Annotated in this window: 17 protein-coding genes and 1 tRNA gene; 10 read left to right on the top strand and 8 right to left on the bottom strand. The window is 74.0% G+C overall.

The genetic code is table 11. The features are described from left to right. The first annotated feature begins 124 nt into the window (after positions 1 to 124). From eno to AC3EVP_RS30180, 6 genes are all read left to right on the top strand, one after another. Complete coding sequence (gene eno, locus AC3EVP_RS30155; protein ID WP_335971076.1) at positions 125 to 1,405, top strand: phosphopyruvate hydratase; 1,281 nt, start codon at positions 125 to 127, stop codon at positions 1,403 to 1,405. A 137-nt stretch (positions 1,406 to 1,542) separates the two neighbouring features. Continuing rightward, positions 1,543 to 2,049, top strand: a complete 507-nt coding sequence (locus AC3EVP_RS30160) for an FtsB family cell division protein (protein WP_435135377.1) — start codon at positions 1,543 to 1,545, stop codon at positions 2,047 to 2,049. Between the two features lie 101 nt (positions 2,050 to 2,150). Next, the gene (locus AC3EVP_RS30165) at positions 2,151 to 2,693 is read left to right on the top strand and encodes a DUF501 domain-containing protein (protein ID WP_335971080.1); all 543 of its coding nucleotides are present in this window, start codon (positions 2,151 to 2,153) and stop codon (positions 2,691 to 2,693) included. Then, positions 2,690 to 3,643 carry a Ppx/GppA phosphatase family protein gene (locus tag AC3EVP_RS30170; RefSeq protein ID WP_435135381.1) on the top strand — a complete coding sequence of 318 codons (954 nt, stop codon included), beginning with the start codon at positions 2,690 to 2,692 and terminating at the stop codon, positions 3,641 to 3,643. Before AC3EVP_RS30165 ends, AC3EVP_RS30170 begins: the two co-directional genes overlap by 4 nt. Before the next feature lie 105 nt (positions 3,644 to 3,748). Beyond that, positions 3,749 to 4,969, top strand: a complete 1,221-nt coding sequence (locus AC3EVP_RS30175; protein WP_335971084.1) for an acetyl-CoA C-acetyltransferase — start codon at positions 3,749 to 3,751, stop codon at positions 4,967 to 4,969. A gap of 299 nt (positions 4,970 to 5,268) precedes the next feature. Next, entirely contained in the window at positions 5,269 to 6,114 is an 846-nt protein-coding gene (locus AC3EVP_RS30180) for a hypothetical protein (RefSeq protein WP_435135385.1), read from the top strand. Positions 6,115 to 6,155: 41 nt separating this feature from the next. Here AC3EVP_RS30180 and AC3EVP_RS30185 read toward each other — a convergent pair whose 3' ends face one another. Continuing rightward, positions 6,156 to 6,482: a hypothetical protein gene (locus AC3EVP_RS30185; protein ID WP_435135388.1), complete on the bottom strand. Its 327-nt coding sequence runs from the start codon at positions 6,480 to 6,482 to the stop codon at positions 6,156 to 6,158. 99 nt (positions 6,483 to 6,581) lie between these two features. On the opposite strand from AC3EVP_RS30185, the gene AC3EVP_RS30190 reads away from it, so the two are divergent. Further along, the gene (locus AC3EVP_RS30190; RefSeq protein ID WP_435135391.1) at positions 6,582 to 6,815 is read left to right on the top strand and encodes a DUF4287 domain-containing protein; all 234 of its coding nucleotides are present in this window, start codon (positions 6,582 to 6,584) and stop codon (positions 6,813 to 6,815) included. Positions 6,816 to 7,041: 226 nt separating this feature from the next. Here AC3EVP_RS30190 and AC3EVP_RS30195 read toward each other — a convergent pair whose 3' ends face one another. Further along, entirely contained in the window at positions 7,042 to 7,830 is a 789-nt protein-coding gene (locus tag AC3EVP_RS30195; protein ID WP_435135394.1) for a Bax inhibitor-1/YccA family protein, read from the bottom strand. Between the two features lie 89 nt (positions 7,831 to 7,919). Further along, positions 7,920 to 9,881: a tetratricopeptide repeat protein gene (locus tag AC3EVP_RS30200; protein WP_435135397.1), complete on the bottom strand. Its 1,962-nt coding sequence runs from the start codon at positions 9,879 to 9,881 to the stop codon at positions 7,920 to 7,922. A 328-nt stretch (positions 9,882 to 10,209) separates the two neighbouring features. On the opposite strand from AC3EVP_RS30200, the gene AC3EVP_RS30205 reads away from it, so the two are divergent. Beyond that, the gene (locus AC3EVP_RS30205; protein ID WP_435135400.1) at positions 10,210 to 11,088 is read left to right on the top strand and encodes a bifunctional DNA primase/polymerase; all 879 of its coding nucleotides are present in this window, start codon (positions 10,210 to 10,212) and stop codon (positions 11,086 to 11,088) included. 20 nt (positions 11,089 to 11,108) lie between these two features. Here AC3EVP_RS30205 and AC3EVP_RS30210 read toward each other — a convergent pair whose 3' ends face one another. Continuing rightward, positions 11,109 to 11,870, bottom strand: coding sequence for a TetR/AcrR family transcriptional regulator (locus AC3EVP_RS30210; RefSeq protein WP_435135403.1), 762 nt, complete (start codon positions 11,868 to 11,870; stop codon positions 11,109 to 11,111). Between the two features lie 341 nt (positions 11,871 to 12,211). Here AC3EVP_RS30210 and AC3EVP_RS30215 point away from each other — a divergent pair, with 341 nt between their 5' ends. Next, the gene (locus AC3EVP_RS30215) at positions 12,212 to 14,440 is read left to right on the top strand and encodes an MMPL family transporter (RefSeq protein WP_435135406.1); all 2,229 of its coding nucleotides are present in this window, start codon (positions 12,212 to 12,214) and stop codon (positions 14,438 to 14,440) included. Positions 14,441 to 14,534: 94 nt separating this feature from the next. Here the strand turns inward: AC3EVP_RS30215 and AC3EVP_RS30220 are convergent. The 4 genes from AC3EVP_RS30220 to AC3EVP_RS30235 form a co-directional block, all read right to left on the bottom strand. Further along, a tRNA-Leu gene (locus AC3EVP_RS30220) sits at positions 14,535 to 14,620 on the bottom strand. A 272-nt stretch (positions 14,621 to 14,892) separates the two neighbouring features. Next, positions 14,893 to 16,332 (bottom strand): class I SAM-dependent methyltransferase, encoded by a 1,440-nt coding sequence (locus AC3EVP_RS30225; protein ID WP_435135408.1) that lies wholly within the window; start codon positions 16,330 to 16,332, stop codon positions 14,893 to 14,895. Between the two features lie 306 nt (positions 16,333 to 16,638). After that, complete coding sequence (locus AC3EVP_RS30230) at positions 16,639 to 18,015, bottom strand: NAD(P)/FAD-dependent oxidoreductase (RefSeq protein ID WP_335971098.1); 1,377 nt, start codon at positions 18,013 to 18,015, stop codon at positions 16,639 to 16,641. A gap of 501 nt (positions 18,016 to 18,516) precedes the next feature. Then, positions 18,517 to 19,578, bottom strand: coding sequence for an SGNH/GDSL hydrolase family protein (locus AC3EVP_RS30235; protein ID WP_335971100.1), 1,062 nt, complete (start codon positions 19,576 to 19,578; stop codon positions 18,517 to 18,519). Between the two features lie 256 nt (positions 19,579 to 19,834). Between AC3EVP_RS30235 and AC3EVP_RS30240 the strand changes: the two genes are divergently transcribed. Next, a complete protein-coding gene (locus tag AC3EVP_RS30240; RefSeq protein ID WP_335971102.1) occupies positions 19,835 to 21,229 on the top strand; it encodes a cystathionine beta-synthase in 1,395 nt (464 codons plus the stop codon). Positions 21,230 to 21,336: the final 107 nt, after the last annotated feature.

Below are 21,336 nucleotides of genomic sequence, written 5' to 3' on the forward strand. Positions count from 1 at the left end.
GTGCCGTTCCGGTGACACCGCCGCGCCGGGCCGTCTCAGGTGCCGGGCCCAGCGCCGATGCGGGCCCCGGAGCCGGTTAGGCTCGTCCTGATAAAGACGAGAAGACATCTCAGAAGGAGACAACGTGCCGTCCATCGACGTCGTCGTAGCCCGGGAAATCCTCGACTCGCGAGGCAACCCCACCGTCGAGGTCGAGGTCGGCCTCGACGACGGCAGCACCGGCCGCGCCGCGGTCCCGTCCGGCGCCTCCACCGGTGCCTTCGAGGCCCTCGAACTGCGGGACGGCGACAGCGACCGCTACCAGGGCAAGGGCGTGCGCAAGGCGGTCCTGTCGGTCAGCGACCAGATCGGCCCCGAGCTGGTCGGGTACGACGCCACCGAGCAGCGCCTCATCGACCAGGCCATGCTCGACCTGGACGCCACCCCGGACAAGTCCTCGCTGGGCGCCAACGCCATCCTGGGCGTCTCGCTGGCCGTCGCCCACGCCGCCTCCGAGGCGTCGGACCTGCCGCTCTTCCGCTACCTCGGCGGCCCGAACGCGCACGTGCTGCCGGTCCCGATGATGAACATCCTCAACGGCGGCTCGCACGCGGACTCCAACGTCGACATCCAGGAGTTCATGATCGCCCCGATCGGCGCCGAGTCCTTCTCGGAGGCCGTCCGCTGGGGTGCCGAGGTCTACCACACCCTCAAGGGCGTGCTGAAGTCCCGCGGCCTGTCCACGGGCCTGGGCGACGAGGGCGGCTTCGCGCCGAACCTCGGTTCCAACCGCGAGGCGCTCGACCTCATCGTCGAGGCCGTCAAGCAGGCCGGCTACGTGCCCGGCCAGGACGTCGCGCTCGCGCTCGACGTGGCCGCCTCCGAGTTCTACAAGGACGGCAAGTACCAGTTCGAGGGCGGCGAGAAGTCGGCCGCCGAGATGACCGAGTACTACGAGGAGCTGGTCGCCTCCTACCCGCTGGTCTCCATCGAGGACCCGCTGTTCGAGGACGACTGGGACGGCTGGAAGGTGCTCACCGACCGCCTGGGCACCAAGGTGCAGATCGTCGGCGACGACCTGTTCGTCACCAACCCCGAGCGCCTCCAGAAGGGCATCGACAACGACACGGCCAACGCGCTGCTGGTGAAGGTGAACCAGATCGGCTCGCTGACCGAGACGCTGGACGCCGTCGAGTTGGCGCAGCGCAACGGCTACAAGTGCATGATGTCGCACCGCTCCGGCGAGACCGAGGACGTCACCATCGCCGACCTGGCCGTCGCCACCAACTGCGGCCAGATCAAGACCGGTGCCCCGGCCCGCTCCGAGCGCGTCGCGAAGTACAACCAGCTGCTGCGCATCGAGGAGATCCTCGACGACGCCGCGGTCTACGCCGGCCGCAGCGCCTTCCCGCGCTTCAAGGGCTGAGCCGGCGGCCGGCCGCGGGCCGGCCGCCGTGGGGCTGACGATCCGTCAGCCTGCGGACGTCCCCGCACCCGGTCCCGTACCGTGGGGCGGGGACGTACGCATCTGACCGTCAGCAGGACGGCGAGGGGAGTCACGGCGTGGGGTCGGACCGCTTCTCTGACCGCTTCACCACCGCGGCCCGGCTCAAGGCCATCGGCCAGGAGGCGCAGGCGCGCGTCTACCGTGCCGCGGCCCGCCGCCCGGTGCGGCGCAACAAACTCACCGGGCGCGCGGCGCTGCTGGCGCTGGTGCTGTGCGCGCTGGTGGTCGCCCTGGCCTACCCGACCCGGCAGTACATCGCCCAGCGCGCCGACATCGCCGACCAGCGGCGGGCGGCGCGGCAGGCGAAGCAGAAGGTCGAGGAGCTGCGCGAGGAGAAGGCGCGCTGGCAGGACCCGGACTACGTCCGCACCCAGGCCCGCGCCCACCTGCACTTCGTGCTGCCCGGCGAGACCGGCTACTCGGTGGCGGGCGGCGCCGCAGTCGACTCCGACCCCGCCGCCGAGCGCCGGGCCACCGACGAGGCGGCCGCGCACCGCCCGTGGTACGACAACATGTGGGACGGCGTCGACCAGGCCGACGCGGCCGCCGCCCCCCGGCACTGACCGCGCCCGGCCCGTACGCCGCAGTCCGGCACTTCCGCACCCCGTACGCCCGTACGTACTCCGCACTCCGTACCTCCGCACCCCGTAGAGCAGAACGGTTCATGGACACCACCCCGGAACACACCCCGCCCACCGAGGCCGACGTCGAGGCCGTCCGCGCGCAGCTCGGCCGCGAGCCGCGCGGGCTGCGCGCCGTCGCGCACCGATGCCCCTGCGGCAACCCGGACGTCGTGGAGACGGCGCCCCGGCTTCCGGACGGCAGCCCCTTCCCGACGACGTACTACCTCACCTGCCCGCGCGCGGCCTCCGCGATCGGCACCCTGGAGGCGGACGGCGTCATGAAGCGGATGACCGCCCGGCTGGCCGAGGACGAGGAGCTGGCCGCGGGCTACCGCGCCGCCCACGAGGACTACCTCGCCCGCCGCGACGCCATCGAGGTGCTGCCGGGCTTCCCCAGCGCGGGCGGCATGCCCGACCGCGTCAAGTGCCTGCACGTGCTCGCCGCCCACTCGCTGGCCGCGGGCCCGGGCGTCAATCCGCTCGGCGACGAGACGCTGGCGATGCTGCCGGAGTGGTGGGCCAGGGGCTCGTGCACCGCGGGCACGGCCGCCGCGCCCGCCGCCGGGGAAGGGGCCGCGCAGTGACCGTACGGGTGGCCGCCGTGGACTGCGGCACGAACTCGATCAGGCTGCTGGTCGCCGACATCGACCCGGCCACCGGCGCTTTGACCGACCTGGACCGGCGGATGCGGATCGTCCGGCTCGGCCAGGGCGTGGACCGCACCGGCCGGCTCGCGCCGGAGGCGCTGGAGCGGACCTTCGCCGCCTGCCGGGAGTACGCCGAGGTGATCGCCGGGCACGGGGTGCCGCCGGAGCGGGTCCGCTTCGTGGCGACCTCCGCGTCGCGCGACGCGGAGAACCGCGACGAGTTCACCGCCGGGGTGCTCTCGATCCTCGGGGTGCGCCCCCAGGTGATCTCCGGCGCCCAGGAGGCGGAGTACTCCTTCACCGGCGCCACCCGGGAGCTGACCGGCTCCGGCGGCCCACAGCCGCCGTACCTGGTGGTGGACATCGGCGGCGGCTCCACCGAGTTCGTGCTCGGCGAGCGCGAGGTGACCGCCGCCCGCTCGGTGGACATCGGCTGCGTACGGCTGACCGAGCGGCACCTGGTGTCCGGCGGCGTGGTCGCGGACCCGCCGACCCCGCAGCAGATCGCCGAGGTCACTGCCGACATCGACGCGGCGCTCGACCAGGCGGCCGCCGCGGTGCCCCTGGACCGCGCCCGCACCCTGGTGGGCCTGGCCGGCTCGGTCACCTCGATCTCCGCGATCGCCCAGGACCTGCCCGGCTACGACCCGGCCGCGATCCACCACTCCCGGGTCGGGATCGAGCAGGTCCGCGAGATCACCGCCCGCCTGCTGGCCGCCACCCACGCCGAGCGCGCCGCGATCCCCTCGCTGCACGAGGGCCGGGTCGACGTGATCGCCTCGGGCGCGCTGATCCTGCTGCGCATCATGGAGCGCACGGGCGCGAAGGAGGTCGTGGTGAGCGAACACGACATCCTCGACGGGATCGGTTTCGCCGCAGCGGGGTAAGCAAGCGCTCGGAAAGTATTCCGCATCACAGCGGGCGGCTGGTGACTGGCTGCGCTACGTACGGGTAACTTCAGCAGTCCCGCCGCCTCGAAGAGGAGTGTCGCGATGCCCGAAGCCGTCATCGTCTCAGCCGCCCGCTCGCCCATCGGGCGCGCCTTCAAGGGCTCGCTCAAGGAGCTGCGCCCGGACGACCTGGCCGCCACGATCATCAGGACCGCGCTGGAGAAGGTGCCCCAGCTCGACCCGCGGGACATCGAGGACCTGATGCTCGGCTGCGGCCTGCCCGGCGGCGAACAGGGCTTCAACATGGCCCGGATCGTGGCGGTGCGGCTGGGCATGGACCACCTGCCGGGCTGTACGGTCACCCGCTACTGCTCCTCCTCGCTCCAGACCACGCGGATGGCGCTGCACGCCATCAAGGCGGGCGAGGGCGACGTCTTCGTCTCGGCGGGCGTGGAGATGGTCTCGCGGTTCACCAAGGGCAACTCCGACACCCTGCCGGACACGATGAACCCGCTCTTCGACGAGGCGCGGGCGCGTACGGACAAGCGGGCCGAGGAGGGCGGCGGCCACTGGCACGACCCGCGGGAGGACGGCGCGGTCCCGGACGCGTACATCGCGATGGGCCAGACCGCGGAGAACCTCGCGGCGCTCAAGGGCGTCAGCCGCCAGGAGCAGGACGAGTTCGGCGTGCGCTCGCAGAACCTCGCCGAGCAGGCGCTCGCGAACGGCTTCTGGGAGCGCGAGATCACCCCTGTGACGCTCCCGGACGGCACCGTGGTCGCCAAGGACGACGGACCGCGCGCGGGGGTCACCATGGAGGGCGTGGCGGGCCTGAAGCCGGTCTTCCGCCCCGACGGCACCGTCACCGCCGGGAACTGCTGCCCGCTCAACGACGGCGCCGCCGCCCTGGTGGTCATGTCCGACACCAAGGCGCGCGAGCTCGGCATCACCCCGCTGGCCCGGGTGGTCTCCACCGGCGTCTCCGGGCTCTCCCCGGAGATCATGGGGTACGGCCCGGTGGAGGCGTCCAAGCAGGCGCTGAGGCGGGCGGGCATGTCCATCGGCGACATCGACCTGGTGGAGATCAACGAGGCGTTCGCCGCCCAGGTCATCCCCTCCTACCGCGACCTGGGCATCGACCTGGACCGGCTGAACGTCAACGGCGGCGCGATCGCGGTCGGCCACCCCTTCGGCATGACCGGCGCCCGGATCACCGGCACGCTGCTCAACAGCCTCCAGTTCCACGACAAGCAGTTCGGCCTGGAGACGATGTGCGTCGGCGGCGGCCAGGGCATGGCGATGGTGATCGAGCGGCTCAGCTGAGGTGAGCGGCGGCCGCCGAGCTGCGCGTTGTGACCGTGCGCGACGAGACGGCTTCCTTGGGTACGCAGTGTGATATAAGTCGCAACCAAATTGCCCCCGGGACGTGATTTTCCCGGGGGCGTTGGCATTTCACCTGGTCACCGATGGTGTGTCGGGAACGGGCGGGCGGGCAGAACCGGTCAATCCATGACGTTCCGCACTGCAAAGGCCAGGGGTTTACCGGCAGAGTGAGGGAGAGGGAAGTTTCGCCCGCCTCCCCGGTGGGCATTGCTCGGGTCGCATCAGTCGGGAGTAGCTCAGTGAATGTGAACTTCACCGTCCTGCTGGTCGCCGCGGGGCTCGCCGCGGCCGCGGGTGCCGCAGCCCTGCTCACCGCCCGCGGTACGCGCCGGGAGCTGTCCGCCCTGCGGCGCGAGCTGGCCGGGCTGAGCGTCCCGGCCCCCCGCGACAGCACGCGGGACATCCGCACCGCCGTCGCCGAGGCGCTCGCCGACGAGCGGGAGCGCGAACTCGCCGAGGCGCGCGCCTTCTGGGCCGAGCAGGAGGCCCGGGACAGCGCCGGCGACAGCGTCCTGCCGCGCGGCCCCTACGGCGCGTCCGGCGACCCGGCCGCACCGCGCGACTACGAGGTCCCGCCGGTGCTGCCCTACCTGCCGCGCCAGTCCGACTTCGCCGGGATCGAGCCCGGCGGCCCGGACCCGGTGGCCTACGAGGCGGCCCTCGACGCGGTGGCCGACGCGGCCGCCGACGCCGAGGCCGCGGACGCCCCCGAGGCCGTGCGCCCGGCGCCCGGCGCCATCCCGCACCCCTCCGGCCCGGACTTCGCGCCCTCCCCGGTGGTCGCCTCGCCGGACCAGACCGCGGACCGCCTCTCCGACCTCGCCGACGGCCGTATCCCGCTGTCCGACGTCCGCCCCGGCCCGCTCGGCACCCTCGACGTCTACGTCTTCGCCGACGGCACCACGCTGTGCATGACCCCCGGCCACCGCGAGACCGCCCTGAAGCTCTCCGAGGCCCTCGACCGCGGCGACACCCCGGTGCTGCGCGGCGGCTCCGCGATAGCCGGCGCCTACGCCCTCACCTTCGCCTACGGCGACGACGAGGCCGTGTACGTCCTGGCCGACCGCGTCGTCGCCTCGCTCTGACGCCCGCCGGCCGGACCGGGTAGGGCCGCCGGGTGCGGGGCTCAGCCGATCCGGTGCGCGGCCGCCGCCACCTTCTCCCGCGCCTCCGCGGTGACCGCCGCCGCCCGCTCGGGCCCGACCGCGTCCAGCGCCGCCGCCAACTCATGGCCGGCCACCGCGAGTTGGTCGCCCACCACGAACATCCCGTCGTTCGGCATGAGGTGCGGCTCCCGGTCGGGGAACTCCAGCGCCTCGGCCTGCGCGGCCAGCCAGCGGGCCAACTCCAGCCCCTGCGCGGCGGCTCCGCCCTGGAGCTTGCGTTGCGGCAGCGACCGCAGCCGCCCGGCGAGGCGGTCGACGGCGGCGGACAGCGCGGTGCGATCGGACATGCCCGCGACCTTACCCGCCGCATCCGCTCGTCCCGGACGGTTGTCAACGCCCCTGCGCTGCGGCACGGTGGGGTGACCGGAACCCCGACCGGAGGCGCTATGTACCTGACGCACTTCTCCGAGGAAACCCACCGGAACCTGCTCGACCACATCCCGCAGTGCACCGGCCGCGAGGTCGGCGACTGGCTGCGCACCCTCTCCGACGGCCCCTCCCTGCTGCGCTTCGACGAACGGGTGAGCTGGCTGCGCGGCGAGCACGCCCTGTCCTACGGCCACGCCAAGGCCCTGGTCCACGAGTTCGACCTGCGCCGCGCCCGCCGCAACCTCGGCTAGGGCCTGTCGTTTGGATCTCCGTGGGAGAAGGAGCGGGGTCCGGTGCGTGCAACTGCAAGGCGGAGGAGGGAGTCGACGCGGAGCGTCGGTGACCGACGAGAACGCAGCAGATGTGCGTGCCGGACCCCGCGACGCCGCGGAGATCCAAACGACAGGCCCTAGGAGCCCGGCCCGGGAGCGGACCGGCCCCGAAGCGGACCGGCCCGGGCGCCCGGTCGCTGCGGCGTCAGTCGCGCAGCAAGGAGACCAGGCGCAGGAGTTCGAGGTAGATCCACACCAGGGACAAGGTCAGCCCGAACGCGGCCAGCCAGGCGTGCTGCCGGGGCACCCCGCGGCGGACGCCCTCCTCGACCTGCTGGAAGTCCAGTGACAGGAAGAAGGCGCCCAGCAGGATGCCCAGCACGCAGAAGGCGATGCCGAGCCCCCCGGTGCGGATGCCCAGCGTGTCGCCGCCGCCGAAGGCGGAGAAGAGCAGGTTCACCACGATCGCGATCAGGAAGGCGACGGCGACGGCCATGCCGATCCTGCGGTAGCGGGCGGTCACCCGGACCAGCCGGGTCCGGTACGCCACCAGCATCCCGCAGAAGACCGCCGCGGTGCCGAGCACCGCCTGCACCGGCGCGCCCTGCCACTGCTCGTTGTAGGTGCGGCTGAGCACGCCGAGGAAGACGCCTTCGAAGAGGGCGTAGCCGACGATGAGGACGGGCGACGGGGACCGTTTGAAGCTCTGCACCATGGCGAGGACGAACGCGATGAGCGCGGCGCCGACCGCCAGGCCGTACCGCTCGGGCAGCGCGAACCAGCCGGCCAGCACACCGGCCACGACGGCGCCGAGCGTCACGGAGGTACGGGAGACGACGTCGCCCGTCGTCATCCGGCCGGTGCGCGCGGGCCCGGCGGCCGGGCGGGCGTAGGCCGCCTCCAGCTGGTCCGCCGTCAGGTCCCGCGGCTGCGCGGCCGCGCCGCCGCCCTCGGTGAAGCCGCGGCCGGTCAGCACGGGGTTGCTGCTCTTCATCACGGTCCTCCGCTGCCGCGCGGTGCGGCTGCCCCCAGGCTAAGCGGACGCCATGGGGGCCGCACGGCGGTGCTGCTCAGCGGTGGTGCTCAGCGGCGGCGCCACCGCCAGGGCAAGCGCCGGCGGGCGCGGGGCCGCGGCCGCGGGGCCGCCTCCTCGGGACCCGCCGCCGAAGCAGCGCCGTTCGGCGGGCCGCCCGCACGGCCGACGACGGCGCCACCGTCGGCGTCGCCGTCCTGCCCGATCGCGGTGAGCAGGTCGCGCGCCAGGTCGGTGTACGTCGGGTCCAGCCACGGGCACAGCAGCACCAGTCGGCAGAGCGAGCCCAGCACCGTCACCTCGCGGGTGCGGTGCGCCTTGGCCGCCGCGAGCATCCGCTCGGTGACCCGCAGCCCGACGTCCTCGCGCACCGCCGGGTCGACCCAGGCGGTCGCCACCATCGCGAACGCCGCCGCCTCGGCGAGCCAGTCCTCCGGGCCGCCGAGCAGGTCCAGCAGCACCGAGCGGCGCTCCGAGCCCGGCCACGGCTCGTCGGCCCGGTGGTGGGCGAGCCCCAGGCACGCGGACGTCTGCACCGCGCGCACCCACAGCTCGGGCCGGTACGCGCGCAGCCGGCGGCCCTGCGCGTCCTCGCGCGGCTCGGGCGGGTGGACCATCACGCCCAGCAGGTCCGCGAGCGGCAGCCCGGACAGCCGCACCCCGTGGTCGTAGGCGGCCGGGATGTGCGGCCAGGACACCACCGCGGTGTCCCGCACCAGCCGGGCGGCCTCCGCCGACGGCGCGGGCACCGCCGGGCGGGCCACCAGCCCGTCGTACGCCCACAGGGTGCGGCCGACCGCGCCGACAGGTTCGCGCGGGTCCGGCTCGCCCGCCGCGCGCTGCACCACCTCGCCGTAGGGGAAGGACATCAGGAAGGCCAGCACCGCGCTCGGCGGCTCGACCGCCGAGGAGGCCAGCCGCACCTGGCGGGTCCTGGCCCCCTCCGCGTCGGAGCTGCGCAGCAGTTGGTGCAGCACGTCGACGGTCGCCTCGGTGGCGTCCGCGACCGCGCCGAGCCACGGCTGCCCCTCGCTGTGCCGGGCCAGCACGGTCGCCGCGTAGGAGTGCTCGGGCCGCGTGCGCAGGAGGTCGGCGAGGGCCAGCAGGTGGGCGGGGTCGCGGTCGGCGGCGTACCGCACCCCCAGCAGCGCCGGGGCGGTCTGCGGGTCGTCCGGGCCCGCGGCGGCCGCCCGTTCGGCCCAGGGCAGGCCCTGCGCGGCGCGCCCGGTGGACGCGTACAGCTCGGCGATGTCGACCATCAAGGACACGTCGGAGGCGTCCCGGGCGATCTCCGCGCACCACACCCGCAGCGCGTCGTCGGGCCGCCCCGCCGCCCGCAGCGCGTAGCCGAGCATGATGCTCGGGATGTGGTCCGGCTGGAGCCGGTGCGCCTGGGCGGCCCAGCGCACCGCCTGGCCGGTGTCCCCGACCCGGCGGGCCAGCGCCGAGCCGATCGCGGCCAGCCGCGCGTCGCCCGGGTGGCGCGCGACCACGGCCGCGACCAGTTCGTGGAAGGGCCGCACCGCCTCCCGGCCGGCCGCGTCCAGCGGGTCGGGCAGCGCCGTCACCATGTGCGCGAGCGCCTGCGTCACCTGATCCGGCGACAGCCGCCCCGGCAGCGCGTCCTGGGTGAGCCAGGCGACGTGCGACCAGGGCCGGTCGTGGCGGGCCCGGATCGCCTTCGCGATCAGCAGCAGCGCCTCGCCCCACTCCCCGCAGGCGGCCAGCAGGTGCGCCCGGCAGACCGCCGCGCCGACGAACGGCCGGTCCGCCGGGAAGAGTTCCAGCGCCGCGGCCGGTCCGCCCGCGTGCCGGGCCAGCTCGGTGAGCGCCTCGTGCGCCTCGGGCAGCCGCGGGTCCGCGGCGAACGCGTTGCCCAGGTGGTCCGCGGCGTGCGCCAGCCCGCCGCCGTCCATGACCAGCCGGGCCAGCGCCACCTCGCCCTCGGCCGCGAGCCGTTCCTCGCCGCCGTCCTGGTACGGGTCCGCGCCCTGCGTGTGCTGCTCGTCCATCCGCCCCCACCCCTCGCTCCCCGCGCGGGCCCCGCACCGTACGCCGCCGGAACTCCGCCGGGCCGCACCCTCGGCCGCGCCCCCCTGGCGCCGCCCGTGCGGTGTCCCCGGCGGTCCCGTGACCCGTGCGCGCCCACGATGCCGCCGGTGCAGACCGTAATACCCGCCCGCTCCGCCCCCGCACCGGGGTGGCCGTAAGCGCCACAGCGGTGACCTCACAGGTGTACGACCCGCCGGCACCTGCCGGTATGAGGTGGACGCCGAGGGCCGGGCGCGGTATCACTGAGGAGTGGATACGAACACGCGTTCGAGCATCAGGGAGCAGGTCATGCCACGCCCCGACCACATCCGCGCCCTGCACACGGCGCTGCTGACCGCCCTGCGCGGGCTGCCGGTCTTCCCGCTGTCGCGCACCAAACTCCCCGCCGTCCGCTCCCCGCACCGCGACGAGCCCCGCGCCGCCGACTGCCGCGGCGCGTGCGGCCGCCCCGGCCACGGCGTGTACGACGCCACCACCGACCCCGACCGCATCCGCGCCCTGTTCGCCCTCGCACCCTGGGCGACGGGCTACGGCATCGCGTGCGGCCGCGCCCCCCACCACCTCATCGGCCTCGACCTCGACGTCAAGCACGGCGCGGACGGCCCGGCCGCCCTGCGCGCCCTCGCCGCGCGGCACGCCTTCGCGATCCCGCGGACCGTCACCGTGCTCACCCCGAGCGGCGGCCGCCACCTGTGGCTGACCGCGCCCGGCCCGGTGCCCAACTCCGCCGGCCGGCTCGCCCCGGGCATCGACATCCGCGGCGCCGGCGGCTACGTCGTCGGGCCCGGTTCGCGCACCGTCGCCGGCCACTACCTGCTGGAGCCCGGCACCGCCCAGCACCCGCTGGCGGCGGCGCCCGCCGCGCTGCTGCTGCTCGCCGACCCGCCCCCGTCCCCCGAACCCCAGCCGGCAGCCCCGCCGCCGCCCAGCCCGCGCCACCCGGCCGAGAAGCGCGCCGCGGCCCTCATCCGCTTCGTCCTGGACTCCCAGGAGGGCGAGCGCAACGGCCGCCTCTTCTGGGCGGCCTGCCGCGCCTACGACGCCGGTCTCGGCGACACGCTGGCCCCGGCGCTGGTGACGGCCGCGGTCCACACCGGCCTGGGCGAGCGCGAAGCGGCGGCGACGGTGGCCTCAGCGGCCCGGCTGCGCGCCTCCGCGCAGCCATGAGCCGCGCCGGTGCGGGTCGTTCAGGGGCCGGCTGCGTCCGCGGCGGCCCCGTCCGCGGGGATGCGGCGGTGGATGTCCGCCAGCATGCCGCGCATCGTCACACGGAAGACCTCCGCCTGGTGGTCGCCGACGAAGGAGGTGTGCCCGAAGACCTCCAGGACGACCATGCCGTGCAGGCGCCCCCACGCGCCGAGGAACAGGGCGATCGCGGCGGGCGGCAGCTCTCCCGGGCCCACCGGCGGCAGGTCGCCCAGGTGCGCCAGCAGCCCCGCGGACAGCGCCGAGGCGTCGGCTGCGGCGAGCCGGTCCCGGCTGAAACCGTGGAACAACTCGCGGTGGAAGAGGGTGGCCATCCGGCGCACCGCCCGGGTGGTGTCGCCTTCGGCGGGAGCCGCGTAGCCCCGTAGCGGTGTACCGAACAGGAGCTGGAACCTCTCGGGGTGCGTCACCGCCCAGCGGCGGTAGCCCTCGGCCGCCACCACCAGCCGCGGCAGGTCCGCAGGGTCGGGCGCGCCGTCGAGGGCGGCCTGCACCGCGTCGGCCAGGTCCTCGTACTCCTTGACGATGAGGGCCGTGACCAGGGCGTCCCGGTTCGGGAAGTAGTGGTAAAGCGCCTGCACGGTCATGCCCAGGCCGCGCGCGACCGCCCGCAGGGACAGTGCCGCGGGACCCTGCTGGTCGATCTGCTGCTCGGCGGCCGCCAGGATCTCCCGGACCGCGGTGGTCCGCCGCCGTTCGCGCAGCGAGCGCGGGGCCGGCGCGGATGAGTCGTCCACGGGCATGGCGCGACCCTACCGCGCAGCCGGCCCGGCGATCCGCCGGGACGACCGGGGCCGGACCAGGCCCGGACCCCGCGCGGACCGAGCGCCGATCTGACACTGTCAAGGAAATCTCACACTGCCAAAGCCGCCGCCCGGTCCTCTACGGTCGTCGCGGCGACGGAGAAGTGCGGCGTCGACACCGCACACGGCCGCGGCAGGGTCCCGACCAGCGTCGGCCACCGCGCCGGCCCCGCGTGCCCGGCGGCGCCGCTCGCCGCGCCCGGCCCGGCCGCTCGATCCTTCCGTGCGCCCGGCCGCTCCCGCGCCTTTTCACCGCACGTACCCGAACAAGGAGATCTCGCGTGTTCGAACGCATAGCCGAGCTGGCGGTCCGCCGGTCCCGGCTGGTCCTCGTCGTCGCCGTCGTGGTGACGGCCCTCATGGGTGCCGCGGGCAGCGGCGCATTCGCCAAGCTGCTGGGCGGCGGGTTCGACGACCCCTCCTCCCAGTCCACCCGGGCACGCGAGGTGATCGACCAGAGATTCGGCGGTGAGACCAACCTCGTCCTGCTGGTCACCGCCGCCGGCGGCGGGCGGATCGACACCCCCGCGGCGGAGAGCAGCGGCCGGGCACTGGAGGCCGACCTGAAGCAGGAGAAGACGCTCGCCGGCGTCGTCTCGTACTGGGACGGCCGCAGCCCCCAACTGCTTTCGCGGGACGGCCGCGAGGCGATGCTGGCCGCCCACGTCAAGGGCGACGAGACGCAGCAGAAGAAGAGCGCCGAGCACCTCGTCGACACCTACAGCGGCACCTTCGGGCACACGCTCACCGTCCGGGCCGGCGGCTCCGCGGCCGTGAACGCCGGCATGTCGAAGCAGGTGGAGAGCGACCTCTTCCTCGCCGAGAGCATCGCCATCCCGCTGACGCTCGTGCTGCTCCTGCTCGTCTTCGGCAGTGTGGTCGCGGCCCTGCTGCCGCTGGCCATCGCCCTCGTCGCCGTGCTGGGCTCGTTCGCCCTGCTCTTCCTCCTCGGCAGCGTCACCAGCGTCGCCGATACCGCGACCAACCTCACCACGGCCCTCGGCCTGGGCCTGGGTATCGACTACTCCCTGCTGATGGTCAGCCGCTTCAGGGAGCAACTCGCCACCGGGGCGAGCGTGCCGGACGCGGTCCGGCGCACGGTGCACACCGCCGGCCGCACCGTCGCGTTCTCCGCCGCGACGGTGGCCGCCGCGCTCGCGGCGCTCCTGGTGTTCCCGCAGTACTTCCTGCGCTCGTTCGGGTACGCCGGAGTCGGGGTCGTCGCCATCGCGGCCCTCAGCGCGCTGTTCGTGATGCCGCCGCTGCTCGCCGTTCTCGGCCACCGGGTCAACAGCGGGCGGCTGCCGTGGGCGCGGATCGCGCCGGCCGTCACCCGCACCTCGATGTGGGCGCGGCTGGCGCGCGCGGTCATGCGGCGGCCTGCGCTCACCGCGCTGCCCGTGCTCGCGGTCCTGCTGGTCGCGGCGAGCCCGCTGCTGGGCATCTCCTTCGGCACACCCGACGAACGGGTGTTGCCCACCGGGGCCGAGAGCCGCCAGGTCTCCACGGCGCTGCAGCGGGACTTCGACGGCAACGACGACACCGCCCTGCAGATCGTCATCGACCGGCAGGTGGCGCAGGCGCCCCTGGCGGCGTATGCGGCGCGGCTGTCCCGCCTCGACGGGGTGGCGCGGGTCGAGACGGCCGCGGCGACCTACTCCGGCGGGCGGCGCTCGGCGGCTGTCCCCGACAGCACCGGCCTCGGCCGGGCCGACGCGCAGCGGATCACCGCGGTCACCTCCGTGACGCCGCGGTCGGACGACGCGCAGCGCCTGGTCCGCGCGGTGCGGGCACTGACCCCGCCCGAGGGGACGCATCCGCTGGTCGGCGGGCAGGACGCCGAACTGGTCGACGCCAAGCACGCCATCAGCAGCCATCTGCCGCTGGCCATCGGCCTGGTGGCCCTGACCACCTTCGTGCTGCTCTTCCTGTTCACCGGCAGCGTCGTGCAGCCGCTGCGCGCCCTGGTCCTCAACCTGGTCACCCTGGTGACGACCCTCGGCGCGATGACGTGGATCTTCCAGGACGGACACCTGTCCTCCCTGTTCGGCTTCACCGCGCAGCCGATGGAGGTGTCGATGACGGTGCTGATGTTCTGCATCGTCTTCGGCCTGTCAATGGACTACGAGGTGTTCGTCACCAGCCGGATCAAGGAACTCCACGACCAGGGCGCGGACACCGCTTCGGCCGTGGCCGACGGCCTGGGGCACACCGGGCGGATCGTCACCGCCGCGGCCTGTCTGCTCGCGGTGAGCTTCTTCGCGTTCGGCACGGCGAAGGTCAGCTTCATGCAGATGTTCGGCCTCGGCAGCGGGCTGGCCATCCTCGTCGACGCCGTCGCCATCCGCGGCGTCCTGGTCCCCGCCGCGATGCGCCTGCTCGGCGGCTGGGCCTGGTACGCGCCGGGGTTCCTGCGCAGGGTGCACGACCGGATCGGCCTCAGCGAGGGGGAGCCCGCCCCCGTGCCCGCCGCACCGGCCCCGTACGCGAGGGAGACGACGGGGGCCTGACGCACGGGTCCCGCTGCCCGCGGTGGGGGAGTGCGGTGGTCGTCGATGCCCGGTTTCCGGCCCCCTTCTCGCTGGTCCATCGGCCAGCGAGAGGTGGTGCCCGGAGCCGGACTTGAACCGGCACGCCCTCAAAGGGCAGCGAGGTTTAAGCTCGCCGTGTCTGCGTTCCACCATCCGGGCCGGCGGGGCGCAGACAAAAGCGTATCCGGGTTGCGGGACGTGAACAGGGCGTCTAAGTAGCCATGTTGTCTTATTTTAGGGGTTACTGACGTGGCGTCAGGGTGGTGCCCGTGGTCCCGCCGCACCACAGACGCCTTCCCATCAGCATCAGACCTCACGCACAAGTGACGTGAAATCGCTCTCCGCAACCGGGGCCCGGGGATCGCCCCCGGGCCCGGTCGGGGGAAGCGGCGCCGGACGGCGCCGCGGATGTCACCGCGGCGCGGCCCGCCTCAGGAGATCCACGCCGAACGAGTGGCGGGCAGGCCGGCCCTGCCCGCCGCGTCGGTGCGCACGGCCATCACCTGGTTGACGCCGATCCGGTTGCGCTCGAAGGAGAGCGCGGACGCGGCCATGTAGAGCCGCCACACCCGGGCCCGCCCGGCGCTCGTCGCGGCGACCGCCTCCTTCCAGTGCGCCTCGAGGTTCGCCACCCAGGTGCGCAGGGTGCGCCCGTAGTGCTCGCGCAGGGCCTCCACGTCGCGCACCTCGAAGCCCGCCTCCTCCAGCCGGCCCACGGTGGTGCCCACCGGGGAGAGCTCGCCGTCGGGGAAGACGTAGCGGTCGATGAACTCGTCGATCCGGTACTCCTCCTCGCTGCGCAGCGGGCGGCGGGCGATCTGGTGGTTCAGCAGCCGGCCGCCCGGCTTGAGCAGGGCGTAGAGGGTCTGCGCGTACTCCAGGTAGCGCGCGCTGCCGACGTGCTCGGCCATCCCGATCGACGAGATCGCGTCGTAGGGGCCGTCCTTGACGTCGCGGTAGTCCTGCACCCGGATCTCGATGCGGTCGGTCAGGCCGGCCGCCGCGATCCGCTTGCGGGCGAACGCCGCCTGCTCGACGGAGAGCGTGATCCCGGTGGCCCGGACGCCGTAGTGCCGGGCGGCGTGCAGCACCATGGCGCCCCAGCCGCAGCCGACGTCCAGCAGCCGCTGCCCCTCGCGCAGGCCCAACTTGCGGCAGACCAGGTCGAGTTTGGCGTACTGCGCCTGTTCGAGGGTGACCGCGGCGGCGCCCACCGGCTCGGTGCCCTCCGCGGCGGAGCCCGCCACCGAGGCGGCGGCGGCCACGCGCTCGTCGGTGGCGGCCTCCGCGCCCGCCGCGGCGGCGGCCCCGGCGCCCGCCTCGTCGCCCCACAGCGCGCAGGAGTACACCATGGACGGGCCGAGCACGATCTCGTAGAAGGCGTTGCCCACGTCGTAGTGGTGGGAGATCGCCTCCTTGTCGCGCCGCTTGGTGTGCGCGAGGCCGGTGCGGCGGCGCACCTCCTCCGGCGGCGCGGACGGCGGCAGCCCGGGCCCGGCCAGGGAGACCACACCGCGCAGCAGCCGGTAGGTCGCCGGGTCGCGCAGGGCGAGCGCGATCTGCCGCACCCCCTGGCCGCGCGGCGCCGCCGGGTCCGGCTCGCCGCGCTCCCAGATCAGGCCGGACAGCGTGTCGAGCGCGGTGTACAGGTCGCCGTCGACGTCGAGGTCGCCGGCCACCCACGCTCTGGCCAGACCGAGTTCGCCCGGCCGCCACAGCAGCCGGCGCAGGGCCCGCCGCTTCCGGAAGACGAGTGCGGGTGCGCCGGCCGGTCCCGCCTCACTGCCGTCCCACGCGCGCACGCGCAGCGGGAACGGTCCGGGGAGAACGCGTTCGGCGATGTCGAGGATGCGATGAGCCGCGTCAACCATGGATCTGAGCGTACGACTGAAAATCGCACTTGAGGCGCCTGACGCGGAAAATTAGGTTGCGGATACACGGAGTTGGGCCGGAAGGGGTGGAATGCCCGCCGACCTGCGTGTCGTCATCGCGCGCACGGCACGCGGCAGGCACGGCGAAGGGCGCACGGCCAGGCACGGCCAAGGGCGCACCCGCGCAGAGCACACGGCGCAGAGCACACGGCGCAGAGCGCACCGCGCAGAACGCACGGCGAAGGGCGCCCGCACCACGGATGGCGGGCGCCCTTCGGATCGCGCTGCTGCTCCTGCCGAGCCCTGCTAGGAGGCGACCTTCTCCGCGCCCTCGGGGCGCTTCTCGGCGGCCGGTGCCGGGATCGGCCGCGCGGCCTCGTAGAACTCCTCGCGGGGGTTCTCGATGGCGCCGAGCGCGACGACCTCGCGCTTGAGGAACATGCCGAGCGTCCAGTCGGCGAAGACCCGGATCTTGCGGTTCCAGGTCGGCACGGCCAGGCCGTGGTAGCCGCGGTGCATGTACCAGGCGAGGCGGCCCTTGAGCTTGATCGTGGTCTTGCCGAACACGATCATCGCGACGCCCTTGTGCAGGCCCAGGCCCGCGACCGCGCCCTTGTTGGCGTGCTTGTAGTCCTGCTGCGGGAAGCCGCGCATCCCGGAGACCACGTTGTCACCGAGCACCTTGGCCTGGCGCAGCGCGTGCTGCGCGTTCGGCGGGCACCAGGCGCCCTCGCCCTTGGAGAGGTCCGGCACCTGGGCGTTGTCGCCCGCGGCCCAGATGTAGTCGGTGCCCTGCACCTGGAGGGTCGGCGCGGTGTCCACGTGGCCGCGCGGGCCCAGCGGCAGGCCGAACTTCGCCAGCACCGGGTTCGGCTTCACACCGGCGGTCCACACGATGGTGGAGGCGTCGACCTCGAGCCCGTTGGCGAGCACCACGTGCTTGTCGACGCAGGACTTCATGGAGGTGCCGAGGTAGACCTCGATACCGCGCTCCTTGAGGTGCTCAAGACCCCACTTGCCCAGCTGCGGGCCGACCTCGGGGAGGATCTTGTCCGCGGCGTCCACGAGGATGAAGCGCATGTCCTCGCGCTTCACGTTCGGGTAGTACTTCGCCGCGTCGCGGGCCATGTCCTCGACCTCGCCGATCGTCTCCGCGCCGGCGAAGCCGCCGCCGACGAAGACGAAGGTGAGCGCCTTGCGGCGGATCTCCTCGTCGGTGGTGGAGTCGGCCTTGTCGAGCTGCTCCAGCACGTGGTTGCGCAGGCCGATCGCCTCCTCCACGCCCTTCATCCCGATGCCGTTCTCGGCCAGGCCGGGGATCGGGAAGGTGCGGGAGACCGCGCCGAGCGCGATCACGAGGTAGTCGAAGGGCAGCTCGTACGCCTCGCCGACCAGAGGCTCGACCGAGGCGACCTTGCGGTCCTGGTCGATGGTGGCGACCCGTCCGGTGAGCACCTCGACCCCGGGCAGCACGCGCCGCAGCGGGACGACGACATGCCGCGGGGAGATGCTGCCCGCTGCGGTTTCGGGAAGGAAGGGCTGGTACGTCATGTACGAGCGCGGGTCGACGACCGTGACGGTCGCCTCGCCGTACCGCATCTTCTTCATGATGCGGCGCGCCGCGTACAGGCCGACGTAACCGCCGCCTACTACGAGGATCCGTGGACGCTCCGTGGTGCTCATGCTTCGAGTATCCAGCACACTCCGGGGTGCCCCTCGTGAGCCCCTTCACAAGGGTATGGACACCCCCTGCTACACTGCGCGCCTTCATGGACGGGGGCAAGGCTGCCTCGGCCGGTCCGGAGCGGCCACCCGTAGTTGTACACGGCGCTGAACAGCGTCGATCGCCGCTGCGCCGGTACGGCCGGCCCGCCGCCCGGCGCCCCGGGAGCGCGGACGGCCCCTGCGCACAGGGGGATTCGGCCCCCCGGGGCGCGGAAAGTTGACCCGCCGGGCGGGAACTTCATGTGAAGAGTTTCACAAAGGATGTCGGGGACCTGTGGACCGGACGCCCCGGCGGCCTCTCGCGGCGCGCTCACCAGGCATGATCGCCCTCTCAAGTGAGCGCGTACGGGCACCGTTTCCGGGTGAGGTTACAGGAGTAGGTGAACCCCTGGGCGGACGCGCGGCACCGGGTGCGCCGCCCGCGACAGCCCGCCCGCACGCCGCCCTCACGCCGCGCCCTCACGCGCCGCGCCGGGCCGCACCCTCCGCCGAGGTGCCGGCCGCCGCCCCGCTCTCCTCCTGCGGGTGCTCCTGCTCCACCGGACGGCGCCGCCGCCGCTTCAGCAGCGCCCACGGACCGCGCGGACCGGAGGACACGGTGCGGGCGGCCGTCACCTCCGTACCGCCCTCCTCCGCGGCCTCCGCCGCCGCCTGCGCGACCGGCAGGAAGCCCTCGCCGCGCCGCGCGTCCGGCCGCTCGTCGGCCTCCGGCCACAGCCCCAGCGAGGCGCACAGGGTGGGCAGGAGCGCCATCGCCGCCGTCGCGTAACCCTCCGCGGACGGATGGAAGTTGTCCGGCCCGAACAGCTCGCGCGGCCGCGCCTCGAACTCCGGGCCCAGCAGGTCGCCGAGCGAGACCGTACGCCCGCCCAGGTCCACCACCGCGATGGTCTGCGCCGCCGCGAGCTGCCGACTCGCCCGCCGGGCCAGCCACCGCAGCGGCTGGTAGACCGGCTCCACCGACCCCAGGTCCGGGCAGGTGCCGACCACCACCTCCGTACCGGCCTCGCGCAGCCGCCGCACCGCGTCGGACAGCAGCCGCACCGAGGTGGACAGCGGCATCCGGCGCGTCACGTCGTTCGCGCCGATCATCAGCACCGCCACGTCCGGCGGCGGCAGCGCCGGGTCCAGCAGCAGCGACACCTGGCGGTCCAGGTCGTCGGACTTGGCACCGGACAGCGCCACGTTCGTCAGCTTCACCGGGCGCTCGGCCACCGCCGCCAGCCCCGAGGCGAGCAGCGCCCCGGGCGTCTCCCGGGCCCGCCGCACCCCCTGCCCGGCCGCGGTGGAGTCGCCCAGGAAGCCCAGCCGCAGCGGCGGCTCGCCGGTGCGGTGCGCGAACGCCGAGCCGTACCGGCCGTCGGCCCGCGGCGGCACGTCGCCCGACCCGCCGACCACCCGCTTCGCCAGCCGCGCCTCGGTCAGCAGCAGCCCGACCGCGGCCCCGCCCAGCAGACTGATCCCGCCGCCGCCGAACGCCGCCGCGGTCGCGATCCGCCGTGCCACCCTCGCCCTGGACATCAAGCCGGCCACCTCCCTGGACTGTCCGTACCCACCATGCGGCACCGCGCGCACCCGCCACCCCGCCACACGCCGAAGACCGGGCAGCGGCCCCCCGCGGCTTCGCTGCCTCCGCGGCTTCTCTACCCACCGGGGTGCCGGCCCATCGCGGCGCCGGGCCCGCGCGGCGCTGACCCGCCGGGGTGCCGACCGCATCGTCCGGGTTTCCCCCAGGCTCTAATCTGTTGCCACCATTACGGAGAACCCGGAGACAACGGTGCAGTTTCACGACTCGATGATCAGTCTCGTCGGCAACACCCCGCTGGTGAGGCTCAACAGCGTGACCGCGGGAATCAGAGCGACCGTCCTGGCGAAGGTCGAGTACTTCAACCCCGGAGGCTCGGTCAAGGACCGGATCGCCCTGCGGATGATCGAAGCCGCGGAGGAGAGCGGCGAACTGCGCCCCGGCGGCACCATCGTGGAGCCCACCTCCGGCAACACCGGGGTCGGCCTGGCGATGGTCGCCCAGCGCAAGGGCTACCACTGCGTCTTCGTCTGCCCGGACAAGGTCTCGGCGGACAAGATCAACGTCCTGCGCGCCTACGGTGCCGAGGTCGTGGTCTGCCCGACGGCCGTGGACCCCAGCCACCCGGACTCGTACTACAACGTGTCCGACCGACTGGTGCGCGAGACGCCCAACGCCTGGAAGCCGGACCAGTACAGTAACCCGAACAACCCGCTGTCGCACTACCACTCCACCGGCCCCGAGCTGTGGGAGCAGACCGAGGGCCGGATCACCCACTTCGTGGCCGGCGTCGGCACCGGCGGCACCATCTCCGGCACCGGCCGCTACCTCAAGGACGCCAGCGGCGGCCGGGTGAAGGTCATCGGCGCCGACCCCGAGGGCTCCGTCTACAGCGGCGGCTCCGGGCGCCCGTACCTCGTCGAGGGCGTGGGCGAGGACTTCTGGCCGACCGCCTACGACCGCGAGGTGGCCGACGGGATCGTGGCGGTCTCCGACAAGGACTCCTTCCAGATGACCCGCCGGCTCGCCCGCGAGGAGGGCCTGCTCGTCGGCGGCTCCTGCGGGATGGCGGTCGTCGCGGCCCTGGAGGTGGCCGCCGGGCTCGGCCCGGACGACGTCGTCGTGGTGCTGCTGCCCGACAGCGGCCGCGGCTACCTGTCGAAGATCTTCAGCGACGAGTGGATGGGCTCGCACGGCTTCCTCGACGAGGGCGAGGGCGAGCCGCGGGTGGCGGACGTGCTCGCGCGCAAGGACGGCGGCCTGCCCAACCTGGTGCACATGCACCCGGACGAGACCGTCGGCCAGGCGATCGAGGTGCTGCGCGAGTACGGCGTCTCGCAGATGCCGGTGGTCAAGCCCGGCGCCGGGCACCCCGACGTCATGGCGGCCGAGGTGATCGGCTCGGTGGTCGAACGCGAGCTGCTGGACGCCCTGTTCGCCAAGCGCGCCGGGCTGGACGACCCGCTGGAGAAGCACCTGTGCCCGCCGCTGCCGCAGGTCGGCTCCGGCGAGCCGATCGGCGACCTGATGACGGTGCTGGAGCGCGCGGACGCGGCCATCGTCCTGGTCGAGGGCAAGCCGACCAACGTGGTCAGCCGCCAGGACCTGCTGGGCTTCCTCGCCGCGCACGGCGCCGGCACCGTCTGAGCCGGTCCGGGGCGGGCGGCGGGCCGGTCCGGGGCGGAGCCGCCCGGTCCGGTCCGCCCTGGGGAAGGGACACGGAGGGACGCGGAGGGACACGGAGGAACGCGGGC

The organism is Actinacidiphila sp. bgisy144 (assembly GCF_057708105.1).